Origin of the sequence: Stappia sp. MMSF_3263, assembly GCF_030733745.1 — a bacterium.
Lineage (GTDB): Bacteria > Pseudomonadota > Alphaproteobacteria > Rhizobiales > Stappiaceae > Stappia.
The window spans coordinates 13,780-31,555 of sequence record NZ_JASHIK010000032.1 but is presented as its reverse complement, the minus strand read 5'-3'; the positions used below and the strand labels follow the sequence as shown (position 1 = coordinate 31,555).

Annotated in this window: 18 protein-coding genes; 9 read left to right on the top strand and 9 right to left on the bottom strand. The window is 66.8% G+C overall.

What is annotated here, in order from left to right; genetic code table 11:
• The 4 genes from RBB46_RS21970 to RBB46_RS21955 form a co-directional block, all read right to left on the bottom strand.
• Positions 1–376: biotin/lipoyl-containing protein (locus RBB46_RS21970; RefSeq protein ID WP_306031195.1), on the bottom strand; the 376-nt coding region annotated here is incomplete at its 3' end.
• A gap of 4 nt (positions 377–380) precedes the next feature.
• Complete coding sequence (locus RBB46_RS21965; protein WP_306031194.1) at positions 381–1,394, bottom strand: alpha-ketoacid dehydrogenase subunit beta; 1,014 nt, start codon at positions 1,392–1,394, stop codon at positions 381–383.
• A 1-nt stretch (position 1,395) separates the two neighbouring features.
• Entirely contained in the window at positions 1,396–2,628 is a 1,233-nt protein-coding gene (locus RBB46_RS21960; RefSeq protein WP_306031193.1) for a 3-methyl-2-oxobutanoate dehydrogenase (2-methylpropanoyl-transferring) subunit alpha, read from the bottom strand.
• A gap of 70 nt (positions 2,629–2,698) precedes the next feature.
• Positions 2,699–3,850 carry an acyl-CoA dehydrogenase family protein gene (locus RBB46_RS21955; protein WP_306031192.1) on the bottom strand — a complete coding sequence of 384 codons (1,152 nt, stop codon included), beginning with the start codon at positions 3,848–3,850 and terminating at the stop codon, positions 2,699–2,701.
• A 183-nt stretch (positions 3,851–4,033) separates the two neighbouring features.
• Here RBB46_RS21955 and RBB46_RS21950 point away from each other — a divergent pair, with 183 nt between their 5' ends.
• Positions 4,034–4,507, top strand: coding sequence for an Lrp/AsnC family transcriptional regulator (locus tag RBB46_RS21950; RefSeq protein WP_306031191.1), 474 nt, complete (start codon positions 4,034–4,036; stop codon positions 4,505–4,507).
• Between the two features lie 7 nt (positions 4,508–4,514).
• Here the strand turns inward: RBB46_RS21950 and RBB46_RS21945 are convergent, their stop codons facing one another.
• Entirely contained in the window at positions 4,515–5,426 is a 912-nt protein-coding gene (locus RBB46_RS21945; protein ID WP_306031190.1) for an AraC family transcriptional regulator, read from the bottom strand.
• Between the two features lie 218 nt (positions 5,427–5,644).
• On the opposite strand from RBB46_RS21945, the gene RBB46_RS21940 reads away from it, so the two are divergent.
• The 7 genes from RBB46_RS21940 (at position 5,645) to RBB46_RS21910 (ending at position 12,535) form a co-directional block, all read left to right on the top strand.
• On the top strand, positions 5,645–6,883 hold the full coding sequence (locus RBB46_RS21940) for an amino acid ABC transporter substrate-binding protein (protein ID WP_306031189.1): 1,239 nt from the start codon (positions 5,645–5,647) through the stop codon (positions 6,881–6,883).
• A 111-nt stretch (positions 6,884–6,994) separates the two neighbouring features.
• A complete protein-coding gene (locus RBB46_RS21935) occupies positions 6,995–7,870 on the top strand; it encodes a branched-chain amino acid ABC transporter permease (protein WP_306031188.1) in 876 nt (291 codons plus the stop codon).
• Complete coding sequence (locus RBB46_RS21930) at positions 7,867–8,832, top strand: branched-chain amino acid ABC transporter permease (protein WP_306031187.1); 966 nt, start codon at positions 7,867–7,869, stop codon at positions 8,830–8,832. Before RBB46_RS21935 ends, RBB46_RS21930 begins: the two co-directional genes overlap by 4 nt.
• Complete coding sequence (locus RBB46_RS21925) at positions 8,829–9,563, top strand: ABC transporter ATP-binding protein (RefSeq protein ID WP_306031186.1); 735 nt, start codon at positions 8,829–8,831, stop codon at positions 9,561–9,563. Before RBB46_RS21930 ends, RBB46_RS21925 begins: the two co-directional genes overlap by 4 nt.
• A complete protein-coding gene (locus tag RBB46_RS21920; RefSeq protein WP_306031185.1) occupies positions 9,550–10,263 on the top strand; it encodes an ABC transporter ATP-binding protein in 714 nt (237 codons plus the stop codon). The genes RBB46_RS21925 and RBB46_RS21920 overlap by 14 nt, the downstream gene beginning before the upstream one ends.
• Before the next feature lie 49 nt (positions 10,264–10,312).
• The gene (locus RBB46_RS21915; protein WP_306031184.1) at positions 10,313–11,764 is read left to right on the top strand and encodes an aldehyde dehydrogenase; all 1,452 of its coding nucleotides are present in this window, start codon (positions 10,313–10,315) and stop codon (positions 11,762–11,764) included.
• Between the two features lie 15 nt (positions 11,765–11,779).
• Positions 11,780–12,535 carry an SDR family NAD(P)-dependent oxidoreductase gene (locus tag RBB46_RS21910; protein WP_306031183.1) on the top strand — a complete coding sequence of 252 codons (756 nt, stop codon included), beginning with the start codon at positions 11,780–11,782 and terminating at the stop codon, positions 12,533–12,535.
• 80 nt (positions 12,536–12,615) lie between these two features.
• Here RBB46_RS21910 and RBB46_RS21905 read toward each other — a convergent pair whose 3' ends face one another.
• Together RBB46_RS21905 and RBB46_RS21900 are read right to left on the bottom strand one after the other, a co-directional pair.
• Entirely contained in the window at positions 12,616–13,149 is a 534-nt protein-coding gene (locus RBB46_RS21905) for a 2,4'-dihydroxyacetophenone dioxygenase family protein (RefSeq protein ID WP_306031182.1), read from the bottom strand.
• Between the two features lie 39 nt (positions 13,150–13,188).
• Positions 13,189–14,877: a thiamine pyrophosphate-requiring protein gene (locus tag RBB46_RS21900; RefSeq protein WP_306031181.1), complete on the bottom strand. Its 1,689-nt coding sequence runs from the start codon at positions 14,875–14,877 to the stop codon at positions 13,189–13,191.
• Positions 14,878–15,050: 173 nt separating this feature from the next.
• Here RBB46_RS21900 and RBB46_RS21895 point away from each other — a divergent pair, with 173 nt between their 5' ends.
• Entirely contained in the window at positions 15,051–15,836 is a 786-nt protein-coding gene (locus RBB46_RS21895; protein WP_306031180.1) for an IclR family transcriptional regulator, read from the top strand.
• 11 nt (positions 15,837–15,847) lie between these two features.
• On the opposite strand, the gene RBB46_RS21890 is transcribed toward RBB46_RS21895, so the two are convergent.
• Together RBB46_RS21890 and RBB46_RS21885 are read right to left on the bottom strand one after the other, a co-directional pair.
• Positions 15,848–16,825: an iron ABC transporter permease gene (locus tag RBB46_RS21890; RefSeq protein WP_306031179.1), complete on the bottom strand. Its 978-nt coding sequence runs from the start codon at positions 16,823–16,825 to the stop codon at positions 15,848–15,850.
• A 3-nt stretch (positions 16,826–16,828) separates the two neighbouring features.
• Complete coding sequence (locus tag RBB46_RS21885; RefSeq protein WP_306031178.1) at positions 16,829–17,776, bottom strand: ABC transporter substrate-binding protein; 948 nt, start codon at positions 17,774–17,776, stop codon at positions 16,829–16,831.

The window sequence follows — 17,776 nt, the reverse complement described above, 5'->3', positions numbered from 1 at the left end:
GCCAAAAAGGCGGGCACGCCGGCAACACCGTCGCGCCAGCCCGTGCCGCATCGTCGCCGGATCCTGTATCGGATTGTTCGGGCGCATCCGCAGCGGGCGCCTGTTCGGCGGGAGCGGCCTTGTCGTTGCCTTCCCCCTCGACCTCGATCTGGATGAATTTCGAGCCGATGGCGAGGACATCGCCCGGTTCGCCGCACAGCCAGACGACCTTGCCGGCAACGGTCGAGGGAACCTCGACGGCGGCCTTGTCGGTCATCACGACACCGAGTACGTCGTCCTCGGCGACATCGTCGCCGACCGAGACGTTCCACTCGGTCAGTTCGGCTTCCGCGATGCCTTCGCCGACGTCGGGAAGGTTGATGGTGTAGATGCCCATGGTCTCAGCCCTCCAGAACCTGCGCAAAGGCGCGCTTGATCCGCTCCGGACCGGGGAAATAGGTCCATTCCTGTGCATGCGGGTAGGGCGTGTCCCAACCCGTGACCCGCACGATCGGCGCTTCCAGGTGATAGAAGCAGGTCTCCTGCACCAGGGCGCTCAGTTCGGCGCCGAAGCCGGATGTCCTGGTCGCCTCGTGGATGATGACGCAGCGCCCGGTCTTCTTCACCGAGGTCTCGATCGTCTCCAGGTCGAGCGGGATCAGCGTCCTGAGGTCGATGATCTCCGCGTCGATGCCGGCCTCTTCCGCCGCCGCCTGCGCGACATAGACCATGGTGCCGTAGGCAAGCACGGTGAGCGCTTTCCCCTCGCGGCGGATCTTCGCCTTGCCGAGCGGCACCGTGTAGTAGTCCTCGCTGACATCGCCGAGATCGTGCTTCTTCCAGGGAACCACCGGCCGGTCGTGGTGACCGTCGAAGGGGCCGTTGTAGAGCCGCTTCGGTTCCAGGAAAATCACCGGATCCGGGTCCTCGATCGCGGCAAGCAGCAGGCCCTTGGCGTCGCGCGGGTTGGATGGCACGACCACCTTGAGACCCGATACGTGGGTGAACAGCGCCTCGGGGCTCTGGCTGTGCGTCTGGCCGCCGAAGATGCCGCCGCCGGTCGGCATCCGGATGACCATGGAGCAGGTGAACTGCCCGGCCGAGCGGTGCCGGAGGCGGGCCGCCTCGCTGACGATCTGGTCATAGGCGGGATACATGTAGTCGGCGAACTGGATCTCGACCACCGGCTTGAGGCCGTAGGCGGCCATGCCGATGCCCGCGCCGACAATACCGCCCTCGTTGATCGGCGCGTCGAAGCAGCGGTTCGAGCCGTATTTCTTCTGCAAGCCGGCGGTGCAGCGGAAGACACCGCCGAAATAGCCGACGTCCTCGCCGAAGACGACGACCCGCTTGTCCCGGTCCATGGCAAGGTCATGGGCGTTGCGGATCGCCTCGATCATGGTCATGCGTGCCATCTCAGAACCCCGCTTCCTGGCGCTGGCGCTGGAGATGCGGTGGCATCTCGGCATAGACGTCGTCGAACATGGAGCGCGGCGAGGGGTGCGGACCGGTGATCAGCGTCCCGTTGGCCTCCGCCTTCTTCTGGCAGGCGCGTACCTCGTCGTTGATCTCGGCCATCGCCTGGGTGTGGCGCTCCTCCGACCATTCGCCGATGGTGATCAGGTGTGCCTTCAGCCGGGCGATCGGCTCGCCCAGCGGCCAGGCGCTGAACTCGTCCTTGGAGCGGTAGGCGGAAGGATCGTCCGAGGTCGAGTGGCCGCCGGCCCGGTAGGTCACATGCTCGATCAATGTCGGCCCCAGTCCCGAACGGGCGCGTTCCGCCGCCCAACTCGCGACCGCATGGACGGCGAGATAGTCGTTGCCGTCGACCCGGATGGCGGGAATGCCGAAGCCGTGGCCACGGGCGGCGAAGGTCACCGCACCGCCGCGCGCCATCCCCTGGAAAGTGGAGATCGCCCACTGGTTGTTGACGATGTTGAGGATCACCGGCGCCTTGTAGGTCGAGGCGAAGACCATGGCGGCGTGGAAGTCGTTCTCCGAGGTCGAGCCGTCGCCGATCCAGGCGGCGGCGATCTTGGTGTCATTGGAGATGGCCGAGGCCATAGCCCAGCCGACCGCCTGGATGAACTGGGTTCCCAGATTGCCGGAGATCGTGAAGAAACCGTGGTCGCGGGCCGAGTACATCACCGGCATCTGCCGTCCGTGCAGCGGGTCGGCGGCGTTGGAGTAGATCTGGTTCATCATCTCGGTCATCGGATAGCCGCCCGCGATGAGCAGGCCCGCCTGGCGGTAGGTCGGGAAGTTCATGTCCCCGTCCTCAAGCGCCATGCGGAAGGCGCAGGAGACCGCCTCCTCACCCAGATGCTGCATGTAGAAGCTGGTCTTGCCCTGCCGCTGCGCCTTCAGCATGCGCTCGTCGAACTGGCGCAGGGTCAGCATGTGGCGCAGGCCCGTGCGCAGCGCATCCGCATCGAGGAGGCCCGCCCAGGGGCCGACGGCCTCGCCGGCCTTGTTGAGCACCCTGACCACCGAAAAGGCCATGTCGCGCATGTCCTCCGGCGCCTCGCTCACCTCGGGACGCCGGACGGCGCCGGCGCGCGGGATCTCGAAATCCGAGAAGTCCGGTGTGTCGCCGGGGCGGCAGCCGGGTTCTGGTACATGAAGGGACAACGGTCGTGGAGCGGTCATGGAAACTCCCTTGTCGACATCGGCATTCTCGGGTCTCGCGGCCCTTGCCGCGAACGGACGGCGGGCGACCTCAGGAACGGTCGCGTTCCGCCAGCATGGCACGCGCGACGATGACGCGCATGATCTCGTTGGTTCCCTCGAGGATCTGGTGGACGCGCAGGTCGCGCACGATCTTCTCGATCCCGTAATCCTCGAGATAGCCGTAGCCGCCAAGCAGCTGCAGCGCCTCATTGGCGACCCTGAACGCGGCGTCGGTGACGAAGCGCTTCGCCATCGCGCAATACTTGGTCGCGTCGCCCGCGCCCGTGTCCAGTTTCCAGGCGGCCTGGCGCAGGAAGATGCGGCCGGCCTGCAACTCGGTCTCCATGTCGGCGAGCCGGAACTGCAGGCCCTGGAACTGGTCGATCGTCTTGCCGAACGCCTTGCGCTCGCCCATGTAGCGGGTCGCCGCGGCAAGCGCGGCCTGCGCGCCGCCAAGCGCGCAGGCGGCAATGTTCAGCCGGCCGCCGTCAAGCCCGGCCATGGCGTAGGAGAAGCCCTTGCCTTCCTCGCCGAGCAGGTTCTCCGCCGGCACCGCGCAATCGTCGAACTGCACCTGCGCCGTCGGCTGCGCCTTCCATCCCATCTTGTGCTCGTTGGCCCCGAAGGAAAGCCCCTGGCTGCCATCCTCGACCACCAGCGTCGAGATGCCTTTCGGCCCGTCTTCACCGGTGCGGCACATGACGACATAAAGATCGGAAAAGCCGCCGCCGGAAATGAAGGCCTTGGAACCGTTGAGGACATAGCCTTCGTTGGTCCGGCCGGCTCTGGTGCGCAGCGCCGCGGCATCCGAGCCCGAGCCCGGCTCTGTCAGGCAGTAGGAGGCGATCTTGTCCATTGTCGCGAGCTGCGGCAGGAAGCGCTCGCGCAGGGCCTCGTCGCCATAGCGGGCGATCATCCCGGCGCACATGTTGTGGATCGACAGGAAGGCGGCAACGGAGGGGCAGGCGGCGGACAGGGCTTCGAACACAAGCGTCGCATCGAGCCGCGAGAGGCCGGTGCCGCCGAACTCCTCCGGCACGTAGATCGCGCCGAAGCCGAGCTCTCCGGCATCCTTCAGGATGTCGCGCGGAATGGCCCCGGCCTTCTCCCAGGCATAGGCGTGCGGCGCGATGGCCTGCTGCCCGAAATCATGGGCCATGTCGAAGATCAGCGTCTGCTCTTCCGATAGAGCGAAATCCATGAAAGGCGCCTCCTCGCCAAAAGGGCCCGGTGCGAACGCCGCCCAGGCCGCCGACAACCTCCGGTCGTGTTGTTCCGGCGATCATCACCCCGTGCATTCAAAATTTCATACCGAAATTGCTTCGATTTTGCCATGTTGTGAAATAATCTCCTGCCGTAAGCAGAATGTGAGGATGATCCTGCCGTGTCACGCCAGATCGACGATACCGACCGCAGAATCCTGAAGGCGCTGGTCGCAAACGGGCGCCTTTCCAACACGGAACTGGCCCGCGAGGTCGGCCTCTCGCCGAGCCCCTGCTGGCAGCGCGTGCGCCGGCTGGAGGAGGAGGGGATTATTTCCGGCTACACGGCGGTTCTCGATCACGAGCAGCTTGGCGTCGGCGAGACGGTGATGATCGAGGTCTCCCTCGACCGGCATGACGCGGAGGCCCTGGAGGGCTTCGGCAAGGCGATGTCGGAAATTCCGGAAGTGCTCGAGGTCTACCTGATGGCGGGCGACTACGACTATTTCGTCAAGGTCGCGGCGAGCGGCACCAAGGGCGTCGAGGAATTCCTGCGCGAGCGGCTGTTTCGCGTGCCGGGTCTGCGCCATTCCAAGTCGAGCTTCTCGCTCCGCTGCCTGAAGAAAGTGGTGTCCTGCGTGCCGGCGAAGGCGTGAGGGAGCCTCACGGCCACTCGGCGAAAGTGCCGATCGGTCGGGCCTTGCGCGGTCCGGCGCGGCGCACGTCGCCCGGCCGTCGCCCGGTCTCGCGCTTGAAGAAGCGGTTGAAATAGCCCGCATCCTTGAAACCGAGCGTGTCGGCGATCTCCGAGACCTGCAGATTGGACTCCGACAGCAACGTTTCCGCTTCGCTCAACAGTCGCTCGTGGATCAGTTGCAGGGGCGTGCGCCCGGTGACGCGCTTGACGGCGCTGGTCAGCCGCGCGCGAGAGACCGAGAGGAACTGGGCGTAGTCGCCAACGCTCCAGTGATCGCTCAGGTGCAGCTCGACCAGATGCAGGAAGTTGCGCACGATGGCGCGCGGCGCCGACTGCACGCGCATCGGCTGCGGGCTCGAGATCCGCCACAGCGAGATCAGGAACAGCACGAGATGATGGCGGGCCGCCTCCTGGGCGCCCGGCAATCCGCCGCGCAGTTCTGCCCCCACCGCCTCCGCTAGGCCGATCAGGTCTCGGGCCGCCGCCGGGGTCAGTCTCGCGCCGACGACCGGGTGGAACAGCGCCTCGCGCACCTGCCGGCCGACCGGACCGGAGGGGACCGCGCGGCCGAGCGCGAGTTCGGAAACGGTGAGCGCCGCGCCGCGGGTGCCCGCGCTTAGCGTCAGGCGGGCGCTGCGGCTGGCTGGCAGCCACAGGATGCCTGGTGCGGGAATGGCAAGCGTCGTGTCGCCGATATCCAGATGCCCTTCGCCGGTGGCAAGCACGAAGGCGCGGTTGCGCTGTCCGCGAAGTGCCCAAGTGGTCGGCGCCAGCGCGGTGCGCAGCGTCTCGGCCTCCGTCTGCGGCAGCACCTCGATCGGCTGGGGAATGACCTGCTCGGGCGTTTGCAGGTGGAAGGGACCGGCGTTTGCCTGCATGGACGGGCCTCGCGGTTGGATCGGCGTTCGCGGCGCCGGCCATTTTGCCATCGGTGCGCCAAAGCGTGTCAAAAGTACAATTTGTTTTTCAAAATGTCCATTTCGGGGACGTGGGCTGCGGGTATCCTCAGGATCACGGGATGCGCTGTCGGGAGGGACAGTGAACATCCCCCCGGCGCGTGCTGACCCGTGCGGCCGAGGACAAGGGAGGAGACAACATGACTTACTCGAAGGGCGGGCGCTGCCTGCCTTCCTTCACCGCGCTTGCCACGATACTCGGGCTCGCGCTTGCGCCGCTCGTGGCGGCAACGCCTGCGGGCGCGCAAGATCGCACATCCGTCAAGATCGGCTATGCCGTGTCGAAGACCGGCGCCAATGCCGGCGGCGCGGCGATCACCACCATTCCCAACTACCGGCTGTGGCTGCACGACGTCGAGAAGAACGGCGGCCTGGAACTGCCCGACGGCAGCAAGCTTCCCATCGAACTGGTGGAATATGACGACCGCTCTTCGGCGGAAGAGGTGGTGCGCGCGGTCGAGCGTCTTGCCGGCCAGGATCAGGTCGACTTCATCCTGCCGCCCTGGGGTACGGGTTTCAATCTTGCCGTCGCGCCGCTGTTCGACCGCTACGGCTATCCGCAGCTTGCGGTCTCCTCGGTGACCGACAAGGCGCCGCAATTCGTCCAGCGCTGGCCGCGCAGCTTCTGGTTCCTCGGTGGTGGATCCGATTACACCGGCGCGCTCGCCAGTCTGCTCTCGGCGCAAGTCGAGGCCGGCACGATCAACAACAAGGTGGCGATGGTCTCGGTCGCCGACGGCTTCGGCATCGATCTCGTCTCCGCGGCCCGCCCCGCGATGGCGGAGGCTGGCATGGACGTGGTCCTCGACCGCACCTATCCGGTCGGCACCAACGACTTCACCACGCTTCTCAACGAAGCGGCAGCTTCGGGGGCGGACACGTTCGTCAGCTTCTCCTATCCGCCCGACACGTTCGCGCTGACCGAACAGGCGCAGGTCGCCGACTACAACCCGAAGGTTCTCTACCTTGGCGTCGGCGCCGGCTTTCCGCCCTATGGACGCAAGCTTGGCGACAAGGCCGAAGGCATCATGACGCTGGGCGGCATCGACGCGAAGAACGCGCAGAACATGGCTTATCGTGAGCGCCACAAGGAAGTGACCGGCGAATATCCGGATCTTTGGGGCAGCGTCATCACCTATGCCAGCCTACAGATGCTGCAGGAGGCGATCCGCCGGGTCGGTCTCGACCGGGAAGCGGTGTCGGCCGAACTCTCCGGCGGCACGTTCCAGACGGTGCTGGGTGAAACGAAGCTCCAGGACAACCGGTTGCGCGACCTGTGGCTTGTCGGCCAGTGGCAGGACGGACAGCTCGTCGGCGTCGCGCCGGCCGACCGGCCGGGCGCATCCGAGGTGATCCTTCCCAGGCAGCCCTGGAAATAATCGCCTCGTCGCCGGCGCGGGAGGGGGGCCGAGCCGGCGAAGCCGGGTCTGCCGGACACGCGAGGGAAGCGGTGTTTCCGCTGCCCGCCCGACACCCATGATGGACATCACATGACGCTCACCACCGCACTTATCGCGGGACTTGTGCTTGGAGGCACCTATGCGCTGGTCGCAATGGGACTGACCCTCCAGTATGGCATCGCCCGTATCATGAACCTCGCCTATGGCGACACGATCATCACCGCCGCCTTCGCCGCCTTCATCCTGCAAGGCGGGCTTGCCGTGAACCCGCTTCTCGGTCTTGCCCTTGTCGTTCCGGGCGGCTTCCTCCTCAGCTATCTGATCTACCGGCTGATCTTGTCGCATCTGGTGGCGCGGGCAAGCGATCGCGGTGCGCTGGAGGTGGATTCCATCCTCACCACTTTCGGCCTCCTCTTCGTCATCCAGGGGGTCCTGCTGGTTCTCTTCGGCGGCAACTACACCAGCTATTCGTTTCTCAACGTGGCCGTCGACATCATGGGCGCGAAAGTCGCCGCCAACCGGCTCCTGGCGCTGGCTCTGGCGCTCTCGATCGGCCTGACGCTCTATCTGCTGCTGACCCGCACCCGCTGGGGCACGGCACTGCGCGCGGTTGCCGTCGCGCCGCAATCGGCGGCGCTGGTCGGTATCGACGTCAACCGGGCGGCCGCCTTCGCCTTCGCGCTCGGCGGCGGGCTGGCCGCGGCCGGCGGCGTGGTCATTTCCATGTACCAGACCTTCACCGCCACGGCCGGCGTCGTCTTCACCATGAAGGCGCTGATCGTTGTCATCATGGGCGGCGTCGGCAACCTGCTCGGCGCCCTGTGCGCCGGCCTTCTGCTCGGTGTTGTCGAGACGCTGGTCTCCACCTATGTCGACCCGGGCCTGACGTTGGCGGCCACTTACGCGATCTTCCTCGTGGTGCTGCTCTGGCGGCCGCAGGGTCTGTTCGGGCGGGTGGCGCGATGAGGACGGTCATCGGTTTTGCGCTTGCGGGGGTCGTCCTGGCCGGACTTGCGGTCGCGCCACTCTATCTCGGCCCCTACGGCACGGGCCTTCTGATCGGCATGACCGGCTACGTGACGCTGGCCAGTGCCTGGGCGATGTTCTCCGGCCCGACGCGCTTCGTCTCGCTGGCAACCGTCGCCTTCTTCGGCATCGGCGCCTATACGATGGCGGTGCTCTACGAGAGCCTGCCCTATCCACTGGTGCTCGCGGTGGCGGCTCTCGTCGGCCTCGTCGTCGCGCTGGTCGTCGGCCTGTCGACGCTCAGGCTCGCCGGCGTCTATTTCGTCATCTTCACCTTCGGGCTTGCCGAACTCGTGCGCCAGCTCGTCACCTGGTACGAGGTCAACGTCACCGGCACACTGGGGCGCTATCTCTTCGTCTCCTTCGGTTCCGAGGTGATCTACTGGCAACTGCTGGGCCTGTGTGCGGCGACCTTCCTCATCGCCTGGGTCATCGGGCGCAGCCGCATCGGACTGGCGCTGAAGGTCATTGGCGACGACGAGGTGGTCGCCGTCCATTGCGGCATCTCCACCGCAAGGGTGAAGCTCGCGCTCTTCGCTGTCAGCTCCGTGATCATCACGCTGGTCGGAGCGATCCAGGCGCCGCGCTGGACCTATATCGAACCGCTTATCGTCTTCAATCCGACGGTGTCCTTCCTGACCCTGATCATGGCGCTTCTGGGCGGCGCCGGCCGCCTCTGGGGACCGCTGGTCGGCGCCGTGCCGCTGTTCCTGCTGTTCGAGTGGCTGTCGGCCAATTTCCCCGACCATTATTCGATCATCCTGGGACTGCTGTTCATGGCGATCGTTTTCGTCCTGCCGAAGGGCGTGCTGGAATTTGCCGAAACCGGCCTGCGGCGACTGCGGCGGCGACCGCCGCAGGATGGATCGGCCACCGTTGCCGGCAAGGAGGTGGAGGGATGACACCGCTGCTTTCGATCGACGAACTGACCAAGCGCTTCGGCGGCCTGACGGCCGTCGACCGGATCTCCTTCTCGATGGAAGAGGGCGAGGCGGTGGCCCTGCTCGGGCCGAACGGATCCGGCAAGACCACGGTCCTCAACATGATCTCCGGACATCTCCCGGCCTCGGCTGGCCGGATCCGGCTTGGCGGAACGACCATCTCGGGCCTGCCGGCCCACCGGATCGCCCATCACGGGGTCGCGCGCACGTTCCAGCTCGTGCGGGTGTTGCCGTCGCTGAGCGTCGAGGAAAACGTGCTGGCCGCGATCCGCTTCCGGGTTCGTCCGGCATCCGCCGCCGAGGCGGACGAGGAGGCGCGCTCGCTGCTGGAGCGCGTCGGCCTGGCGGGACGCGGCGGCGAGCCCGCCGCCGCGCTGACCTATATCGACCAGAAGCGGATGGAGCTTGCCCGCGCGCTCGGATCCCGTCCTTCGCTCCTGTTGCTCGACGAGTGGCTGGCCGGTCTCAATCCGTCGGAGCTGCGCATCGGCATCGACCTGATCGCCAGGCTCAACGACACCGGTATGACCGTGCTGCTGGTGGAGCATGTGATGGATGCGGTGCGAGCCCTGTGCCCGCGCGCCATCGTCATGAACGCTGGCCGCAAGATCGCCGACGGCGCGACCGCCGAGGTCCTGAAGGACCCCGAGGTCGTGCGCGCCTATCTGGGAGAGAGCGATGCTGTCGCTTGACGAGATTTCCGTACGCTACGGCAAGCATCTGGCGCTCGACCGTGTCCGCCTGTCGGTGCGCGAGGGCGAGACGGTGGTGATCCTCGGCGCCAACGGAGCAGGAAAATCCTCGCTCCTGAAGGCGGTGGCGGGGCTCGTGCGCGCCGATCCCGGGGGGGCGGTCACCTTTCGTGGCACTTCCGTTTCCGGGCTTCCGGCCCATCGCGTGCTGGAGGCCGGCATGGCGCTCGTTCCCGAGGGGCGCGGGATTTTCGCCGACCTCACGGTCGAGGAGAACCTGTTGCTGGGGGCTTATGCGCGGCGGGCGCGGCACGGGGAGGGGAAGATGCGGGAACTCGTTCTCGATCTCTTTCCCAAGCTTGCGGAACGTCGGCGGCAGATTGTCGGCACCATGTCGGGCGGTGAGCAGCAGATGGTGGCGATCGGGCGGGCGCTGATGTCCGCCCCCGATCTCCTGATGCTCGACGAGCCGAGCCTCGGGCTGGCGCCGGTCGTGGTCGGCGAACTGTTCGAGGCCCTGGCGCGGGTGCGCCGGACAGGTGTCGCGATCCTCCTGGTCGAGCAGAACGTCAAGGCGAGCCTGGCGCTGGCGGATCGCGGATATCTCATGGAAGTGGGCCGCATCGTCGGCGAAGGCAGCGCGGCGGAACTGCGGGGTGATCCCGCCGTTCAGCGCGCATTTCTCGGGCTGGCGTCGTGAAAAAGGACGGACCGTGCCTCTTGCGGTCCTCGAAAGCGGGATGGAAGACATGAATGCACTTGGCTTGCTCATTGGCGAACAGGACATGCCGGCTTCGGACGGCCGTACCTTCGAGCGGCGCAATCCGATCACCGGCGAGATTGCCACGCTCGTCGCGGCAGCAACCATCGATGACGCGCGACAGGCCTGCGACGCGGCGGCACGCGCCTTTCCCGACTGGGCGGCGACCTCGCCGAAACAGCGCCGCAAGCTCTTGAGCGGTGCGGCGGACGCGCTGGAGGCAAGGGTCGAGGACTTCGTCCGCTCGATGGCGACGGAAATCGGCGCGACCGCCGGCTGGGCCCGTTTCAACGTCATGCTGGCCGCCGACATGCTGCGCGAGGCGGCCGCCATGACCACCCAGATCGGCGGCGAGATCATCCCGTCCAACCGGCCGGGAAGCCTTGCCATGGCGGTGCGCCAGCCGGCCGGGGTGGTGCTCTCGATGGCGCCGTGGAACGCACCGGTCATTCTGGGGGTGCGCTCACTCGCCATGCCGCTCGCCTGCGGCAACACCGTGGTGATGAAGACTTCCGAGATCTGTCCCGGCACGCACCGGCTGATCGTCGACGCCCTGCATGAGGGCGGCGTGCCGCGCGGCGTGCTGAACGCCGTCTCCAATGCGCCCGACGATGCGCCGGAACTGGTCGAGGCGATGATCGCGCACCCGGCGGTGCGCCGTGTGAACTTCACCGGTTCGACCCGCGTTGGTCGCATCATCGCCGAGATGGGCGGGCGGCACCTCAAGCCCTGCCTGCTGGAGCTTGGCGGCAAGGCGCCCTTCGTGGTCCTCGACGATGCCGATCTTGAACAGGCCGTGGAGGCCGCCGCCTTCGGCGCCTTCATGAACCAGGGCCAGATCTGCATGTCGACGGAACGGATCGTCGTCGACGACGCGGTGGCGGAGACCTTCGTGGAGAAACTGGCCGCCAAGGCGCGCAGCCTGAAGGCGGGCGATCCCCGGGTCGGCGACACGCCGCTTGGCGCTGTTGTCGGCGAGGGAGCGGCCCGCCGCATCCAGGACCTGATCCGTGACGCGGTGGCAAAAGGCGCGGTCCTCGTTGCCGGCGGCAGCGCGCAGGGCTCGGTCATGCAGCCGACCGTGCTCGACCGGGTCACGCCTGCGATGTCGATCTATGGCGAGGAGAGCTTCGGTCCCGTCGTGACCATCGTGCGCGCCGACGGGATCGATGACGCCGTGCGCATCGCCAACGATACCGAATACGGCCTTTCCTCCGCCGTCTTCGGCCGTGACGTGACACGGGCGATGGCGGTGGCCCGCCGGATCGAATCCGGCATCTGCCATGTCAACGGACCGACGGTGCATGATGAGGCGCAGATGCCCTTCGGCGGCGTCAAGGCATCCGGCTATGGCCGCTTCGGCGGCAAGGCGGGCATCGCCGAGTTCACCGAGCTGCGCTGGATCACCATCCAGGACGGCCCTGTCCATTATCCGTTCTGATGACGGGGCGATAAAATGCAGCTTGAGAACCGGACGGCGATCATCACCGGCGGGGCCGGCAGCCTTGGCCTTGCAACGGCGCGACTGTTTCTGGAAGAGGGGGCGAGGGTCGTCCTGGTCGACCGGGACGAAGCGCTTCTGGAAGAGGCACGCGCAAGCCTCGACAAGGAACGCGTGCTTTGCATCGCCGCCGACGTGTCGTTGGAGGCCGATACGCGGCGCTATGTGGCGGCCTGCCTGAGCCGCTTCGGGAGTATCGACATCCTGTTCTCCAATGCCGGGAATTTCGGCGAGGTCAGGCCGATCGCCGAGTATTCCGACGCGGTCTTCGACGCGGTGCTTGCCGTCCATGTGAAGGGCGCCTATCTGGCCGCCAAACATGCCAGCCCGCACATGCGCGAGGGCGGCAGCATCGTCATCACCTCGAGCGTTGCAGCAACCCGGGGCGATGCCGGCGTCTATGCCTACATCACCGCCAAGCATGCCCAAACCGGGTTGATGCGCTGTCTTGCCAAGGAGCTGGCGCCGCGCGGCATCCGCGTCAACACGATCCATCCCGGCCCGCTCGACAATGCCTTCCAGCGCGATGTGGAGGCCGGGATCGGCCGCGAACTCGGCATCGACGGCGGTGAGATGTTCGACAGGCTGATCCCGCTCGGCCGGCACGGCAGCGTCGGGGAAGTGGCCCGCTCGGTGCTCTACCTGGCCAGTGACGCGGCCAGCTTCACCACCGGCACGATGCTGATGGTCGATGGCGGAATGAGCATCTGACGGCCCTCGGCCACATCCATTCCCGTACTTGAAGAAAGTGCCGCAAGCCACACGGGTTGCGGCACTTTTCGACAAGGACCCTATCTGAACAGCGTGTCGACATGGCCGGCGCCGAGCCCGATCTTCTCGTAGTGGGCGCGGCACAGGGCGATGTACTGGTGGACGTCGAAATAGCCGTCGGGCTCGCCATCCTCGTCGAGCCAGATCAGCGGGCCGGTGACCTGGAAGAAGACCCGCATCGGATCCTTGTGCTCGTAGGCGACGAGGGTATGGCCCTCACCGGGCGTCTCATAGACGAAGTCGCCGGCCGTCGCCGTCCAGTCGTGCTCCAGATAGCCCCACTTGCCGGAGATCGTGTAGGCGAAAACCTCGTGCGGATGGTAGTGTCGGTTGACCAGTCCCGGCCCCTTGCTCATCAGGATGTCGCACCACTTGTTCTGCGTCGGCGAGATCCACAAGGGGCGCGAGAAGACGGTCTCGGTGAAGGGAACATAGAGGCGCTCGTCCTCGCTTGCGGCATCCGGGATATAGACTTCGGGCAAGGCGTCCGGCTGGAACACCTTGGTGATCGGCTTGAGATCCTTCCAGAATTCCGAGCGTGCCGGTTCAGGCATGGATTGTCCTTCCTCATTTTGCGTGGGTGTGGGGGGGCGTCAGGGCCTGACGCGGATGTCGAGCAGGGCAAGCGTGCCCGTTGTCTCGATATGGGCGAGCGCGCGGGCGAGCGCGTCCGGAAGCGCCTCGCCGTTGTCCACCCGTTCGGCATGGGCGCGGCTGGCGCGGGCGACCAGGGTGAAATCCGGAACCGGCGAAAGCTGCGTCAGCGGCATCCGGTTGGCGCTGGCCGCGTGGCCATCAGGGTAAAGGCCGGCGACGGACTGGCGCACGGCCCCCCATTCCGCGTTGTTGACGATCAGCAGCAGGATCGGCAGGTCCAGCGCCTCGGCGATCTGGTGGCAGGCGACCGGGTTGGAGAACATGTAGGACCCGTCTCCCATCGTCGCGACGACAAGCCGCGACGGATCGGCGAGCTTCATGCCGAGCGCTGCCGGGAAGGACCAACCGAGCCCGCCCGAGTGCGGTTCCTGGTACCAGGCCTGGTGATGGGCAAGGTCCATGGGTGGCAGCGGGCAGCCAAGCTCGGAAAAAACCGTCGCCTCGCGCCCGGCAATCGCCTGCGACAGGCACAGGCTGACCCAGTCCTTGGTCATCGGGTCCGTGCGTCCGGCCTCCGCCCTTTCGAGCGTTGCCGCGCGTCCGGCGTGGTTGCGCGCCGCATGGGTCTCGCGGCGGGCGACAATCGGGCCGCGGTCGCGCGGGGCATGGGCAGCAAGGGCCGTGTCCAGCGCCAGGATGCCGTCTTCCACGTCGCAAGCCAGCGCGATGTCGCAACGGAAATTGCGCACCGGGACGCGCGCATAGAGCGGGTCCTGCCCGATATGGACGACTTTCGCGTCCGGCGCGGGAGCGTGGAGGGCGGGCGACCAGGGCGCCAGCGAATCCAGCACGATGACGAGATCTGCCTCCTCAAGCAGGGGCGCGGGATCGGGTTGTGCCGCCATCGGATGATCCGTCGGCAACGCCAGCCGCACGGCCCAGTACTGGCAGACCGGAATGCCCCAGTCGTCGGCAAGGCGGGAAAGCGCCGCGAACCCGGCGCTTCCGCCCGCGCCTCGCTGGGCGAAGATCACCGGGTTGCGCGCGACGGCGATCAACCGCGCGATCTCCTCGAGCGTTTCGCGGTGCACGCCGGGAGATGCCGCCCGCATCAGGGCCGGGGCATCGATGCCCTGCGCGTCGATGTCTTCGCACAGCACTTCCCGGGGAAGGCTCAGATAGACCGGCCCGCGCGGCGTCGTCTCTGCAAGCGCGAGCGCCCGGTCGACGACCTCGCCCACCTGTTCGGGAAAGCGCAACTCGTAGTCCCACTTGCAGGCCTCGCGCACCAGCGCCGCCTGGTCGCGCATTTCCTGGCCCCAACCAATGGGAACGGTGCGCGCGCCGAAGCGCCCCGTCTCGGTCGTCGGTGTGCGCCCGGAAAACAGCAGGACTGGAATGTGCTCGGTCGCCGCGTTGATGGCGCCGATGGCACAGTTGGCAAGACCGACATTGGTGTGCGCCATCACCGCCTGGGTACGACCGGTGGCGAGGTAGTAGCCATGCGCCATGGCCATGGCGGCGGATTCATGCGGCATCACCAGGGCGCGGGGCAGGTCGAGCCCCCGGGATTCCGCCTGGGCGAGACCTTCGATGATCGGCGGAAAATCGGTGCCGGAATTGGCGAAGATATAGTCGATCCCCAGGGCCTTGAGGCGGACAAGCAAGGCCCCGCCTGCCGTCATTCGGGCGATGGGGCGGCTTGTCTCCCCGGTGTCAGGAATGCGTTTGTCAGGCTTGTGCATCTTGCTCATTATTGCTATATGTGAAGTATATACTTTAAATAATGGCATTCATGCTGCGAGCCGTCAATGGCTCCGGCACGCTGCCGCGCACGGCAGTTCAGGGGAGGCGATTGATGGCACCGCAGATCAACGGTTCGGTGGTCAAGGCGTTCGAGATCCTCAAGCTCTTTTCCGAGCAGCGACCGCTGCTTTCGGCCAGCGATGTCGTCGCCGAACTGGGGATCAATGCGATCACCGCCCACCGGTTCCTGAAGACGCTGGAACATGTGGGGGCGGTGGTCGCGGAAGCGCGTGGGGTGTACCGGCTCGGCTACCTGTTTGCCGATCTGGGCGACCGGGTGCTGCGCGATGACGCATTGGCACAGGTGATCCAGCCACATCTCAACCGCGTGACCAACCAGATCAACGAGGCGGCGATGGCGACCGTGTTTCGGGGCGACATGGTCGTGTGCGTCGCGCGGTCGGTCTCGCGGAGGGCGCTGTCCGTCGACATTCGCGTCGGTTCGCGGCTGGAGGCCTATTGCACGGCGCATGGCAAGCTGTGGCTGGCGCATCTGCCCGAAGCCGAGCGCCGCCGCTATTTCGCGGATGTCAGGCGCATCCGTTTCACACGCAACACCTTGATGGAAGAGGCCGTGCTGGCGAAGGAACTGGAGGCGATCGCCGCGCGCGGCCATGCGATCAACGACTGCGAGCGCGAGGACGGGATCCGGGCCGTCGCCGTGCCGGTCAGGACGCGCTCGGGCCGGATGATTGCCGGCCTGTCCGTCTTCGGACCCTCTCCGCGCATGGAGGACGCGGTGATCGATGCCTCACGCGAGGCCTTGCTGCAGGCGGCGGCGGACATAGGGAACAGTCTCTATGGTGCAAATGGCGCGACCGCCTCCAACGGCGCTTAGCACCCGGCGCCTTACCCCTCTCGCCGCAACAGAGTCAGCACGAAGAGCGCCCCGACCGATGTCGTGACGATGCCGATGGGGAGCTCTTGCGGGGCAAGGGCCGTTCGCGAGGCGATGTCGCTGACCAGCAGCAGGCCGGCGCCAAGGAGCGCGGCGAGCGGCACGAAGCGTCCGTGCAAGGGGCCGGCAAGCGCTCGCGCCATGTGCGGCACCATCAACCCGACAAAACCGATGACGCCGCTGATGGAGACGAAGGCGGCGGTCGCGAAGGCGCAGACCAGGAACGTGTTCCGGCGCAGGGCGACCACGTCGACCCCGAGCGTGTGCGCGGTGTCCTCGCCCGCCAGCAGTGCATCGAAGTTGCGGTGGAAGACGGCCGCGAAGAGCAGGATCGCGGCAAGTCCGGCGGCGGCCACGGGCAAGAGGTCCCAGCGGGCGAGCCCGAGCCCGCCCAGCGTCCAGAACAGCACCGAATGGGCGGCCCGCTGGTCGCCGGCGAAGACGAGATAGTTCGTCAGGGCCATGAACAGGAAGGAGACCGCAAGGCCGGCCAGCACCAGCCGTGCGGGTCCCCGGTCGCCGAGCCTGGAGATCAGCATCAGGACGATGGCGGAGGCGGCCATGCCGCCGGCGAAGGCGGCGGCGGGAAGCGTCCACACGCCGAGAAGGTCGCCGGTGACGGTGATCACGAAGACCGCACCCGCCGCCGCGCCCGATGACAGACCGAAGAGAAACGGGTCGGCAAGGTCGTTGCGGGTCGCGGTTTGCAACAGGCAGCCGACCGTGCCAAGGCCCGCGCCGACGAGCAGCGCCAGCAGGGCGCGCGGCAGGCGCAGGTCGACGACGATCCGGGCGAGCGGGCCCTCGCCGCCGCGCAGCGCGTCGATGACGGCGCCAAGGGGCAGGGGCGTCGCGCCGATCGCGATCGCGGCAAGCAGCAGGGCAAGGACGCCGAGAAGACCGGCGCCCAGCATCAGGGCGAGGCGCATCGCTCAGAAGGCATCCGGATGCATGGCGCGGGCGAGCGCCTCGATGCCGTCGATGTTCGCCGGCCCCGGCGTCAGCTGTTCGTAGCGAAGGGCAAGGTAGCGGCCGGCCTTCACCGCCTCGACATGCCGCATCACCGGATGCGCCTCGAGAAAGGCGCGAAGCTTGTCGGCCCCGCCGCCATCCTGGTAGTCCAGCAGGATGATGAATTGCGGATCGGAAGCGGCCACGGCCTCCCAGGAGGTGGTGCCCCAACTGGTCTCCATGCCGGCGCTGACATTCTGTCCGCCCGCAGCCTCGATCATCGCCGTCGGCATGGCGAACCTGCCGGCGGTGAACGGCTTGTCCTCGCCGGAATCATACAGGAAGACGCGTGGCTGGTTGTCCTGGGCGATCCGCTTGCCGACTTCCGCGATCCGGGCTTTCCAGCCTGCAACCAAGGCCTCGGCCTCGGGCCGCTTTCCGAAGACGGTTCCCAGCCGCAGCATGTCGTCATAGAGCAGGTCGAGCGAGGCGGCCGGGCGCGACTTGTCGAGATGGATGCAGCTTTCGCTGAGGAGCATCGTCTTGATGCCGTGCGGTGCCAGCGTGTCCGGGGTGACGTCGCCGCCCGGTTTCATGCCGTAGTACCAGCCGGCGAAGAACAGGTCGGGAGAGACCGCGACAAGGTTCTCGAGCGTCGGGTATTTCGGCGCGATTTCAGGGATGTCGCCCCGGCGTGCCTCGAATTCCGGGCTGGTCTTGTACCAGCCGCTGATGCCGCTGACGCCGACCATGCGATCCTGCAGGCCAAGCGCGAAGGCCATCTCGCTCATGTTGATGTCCTGCACCACCATGCGCGAGGGGGCGGTGTCGAAGGTGAGCGGTTCTCCGCAATTGTCGACCGTCACCGGGAAGGCGAGGGCGGGGCTGGCGAGAAGCGAAGCGGCAAGCAGGGTGAACAGGCGGGTCAT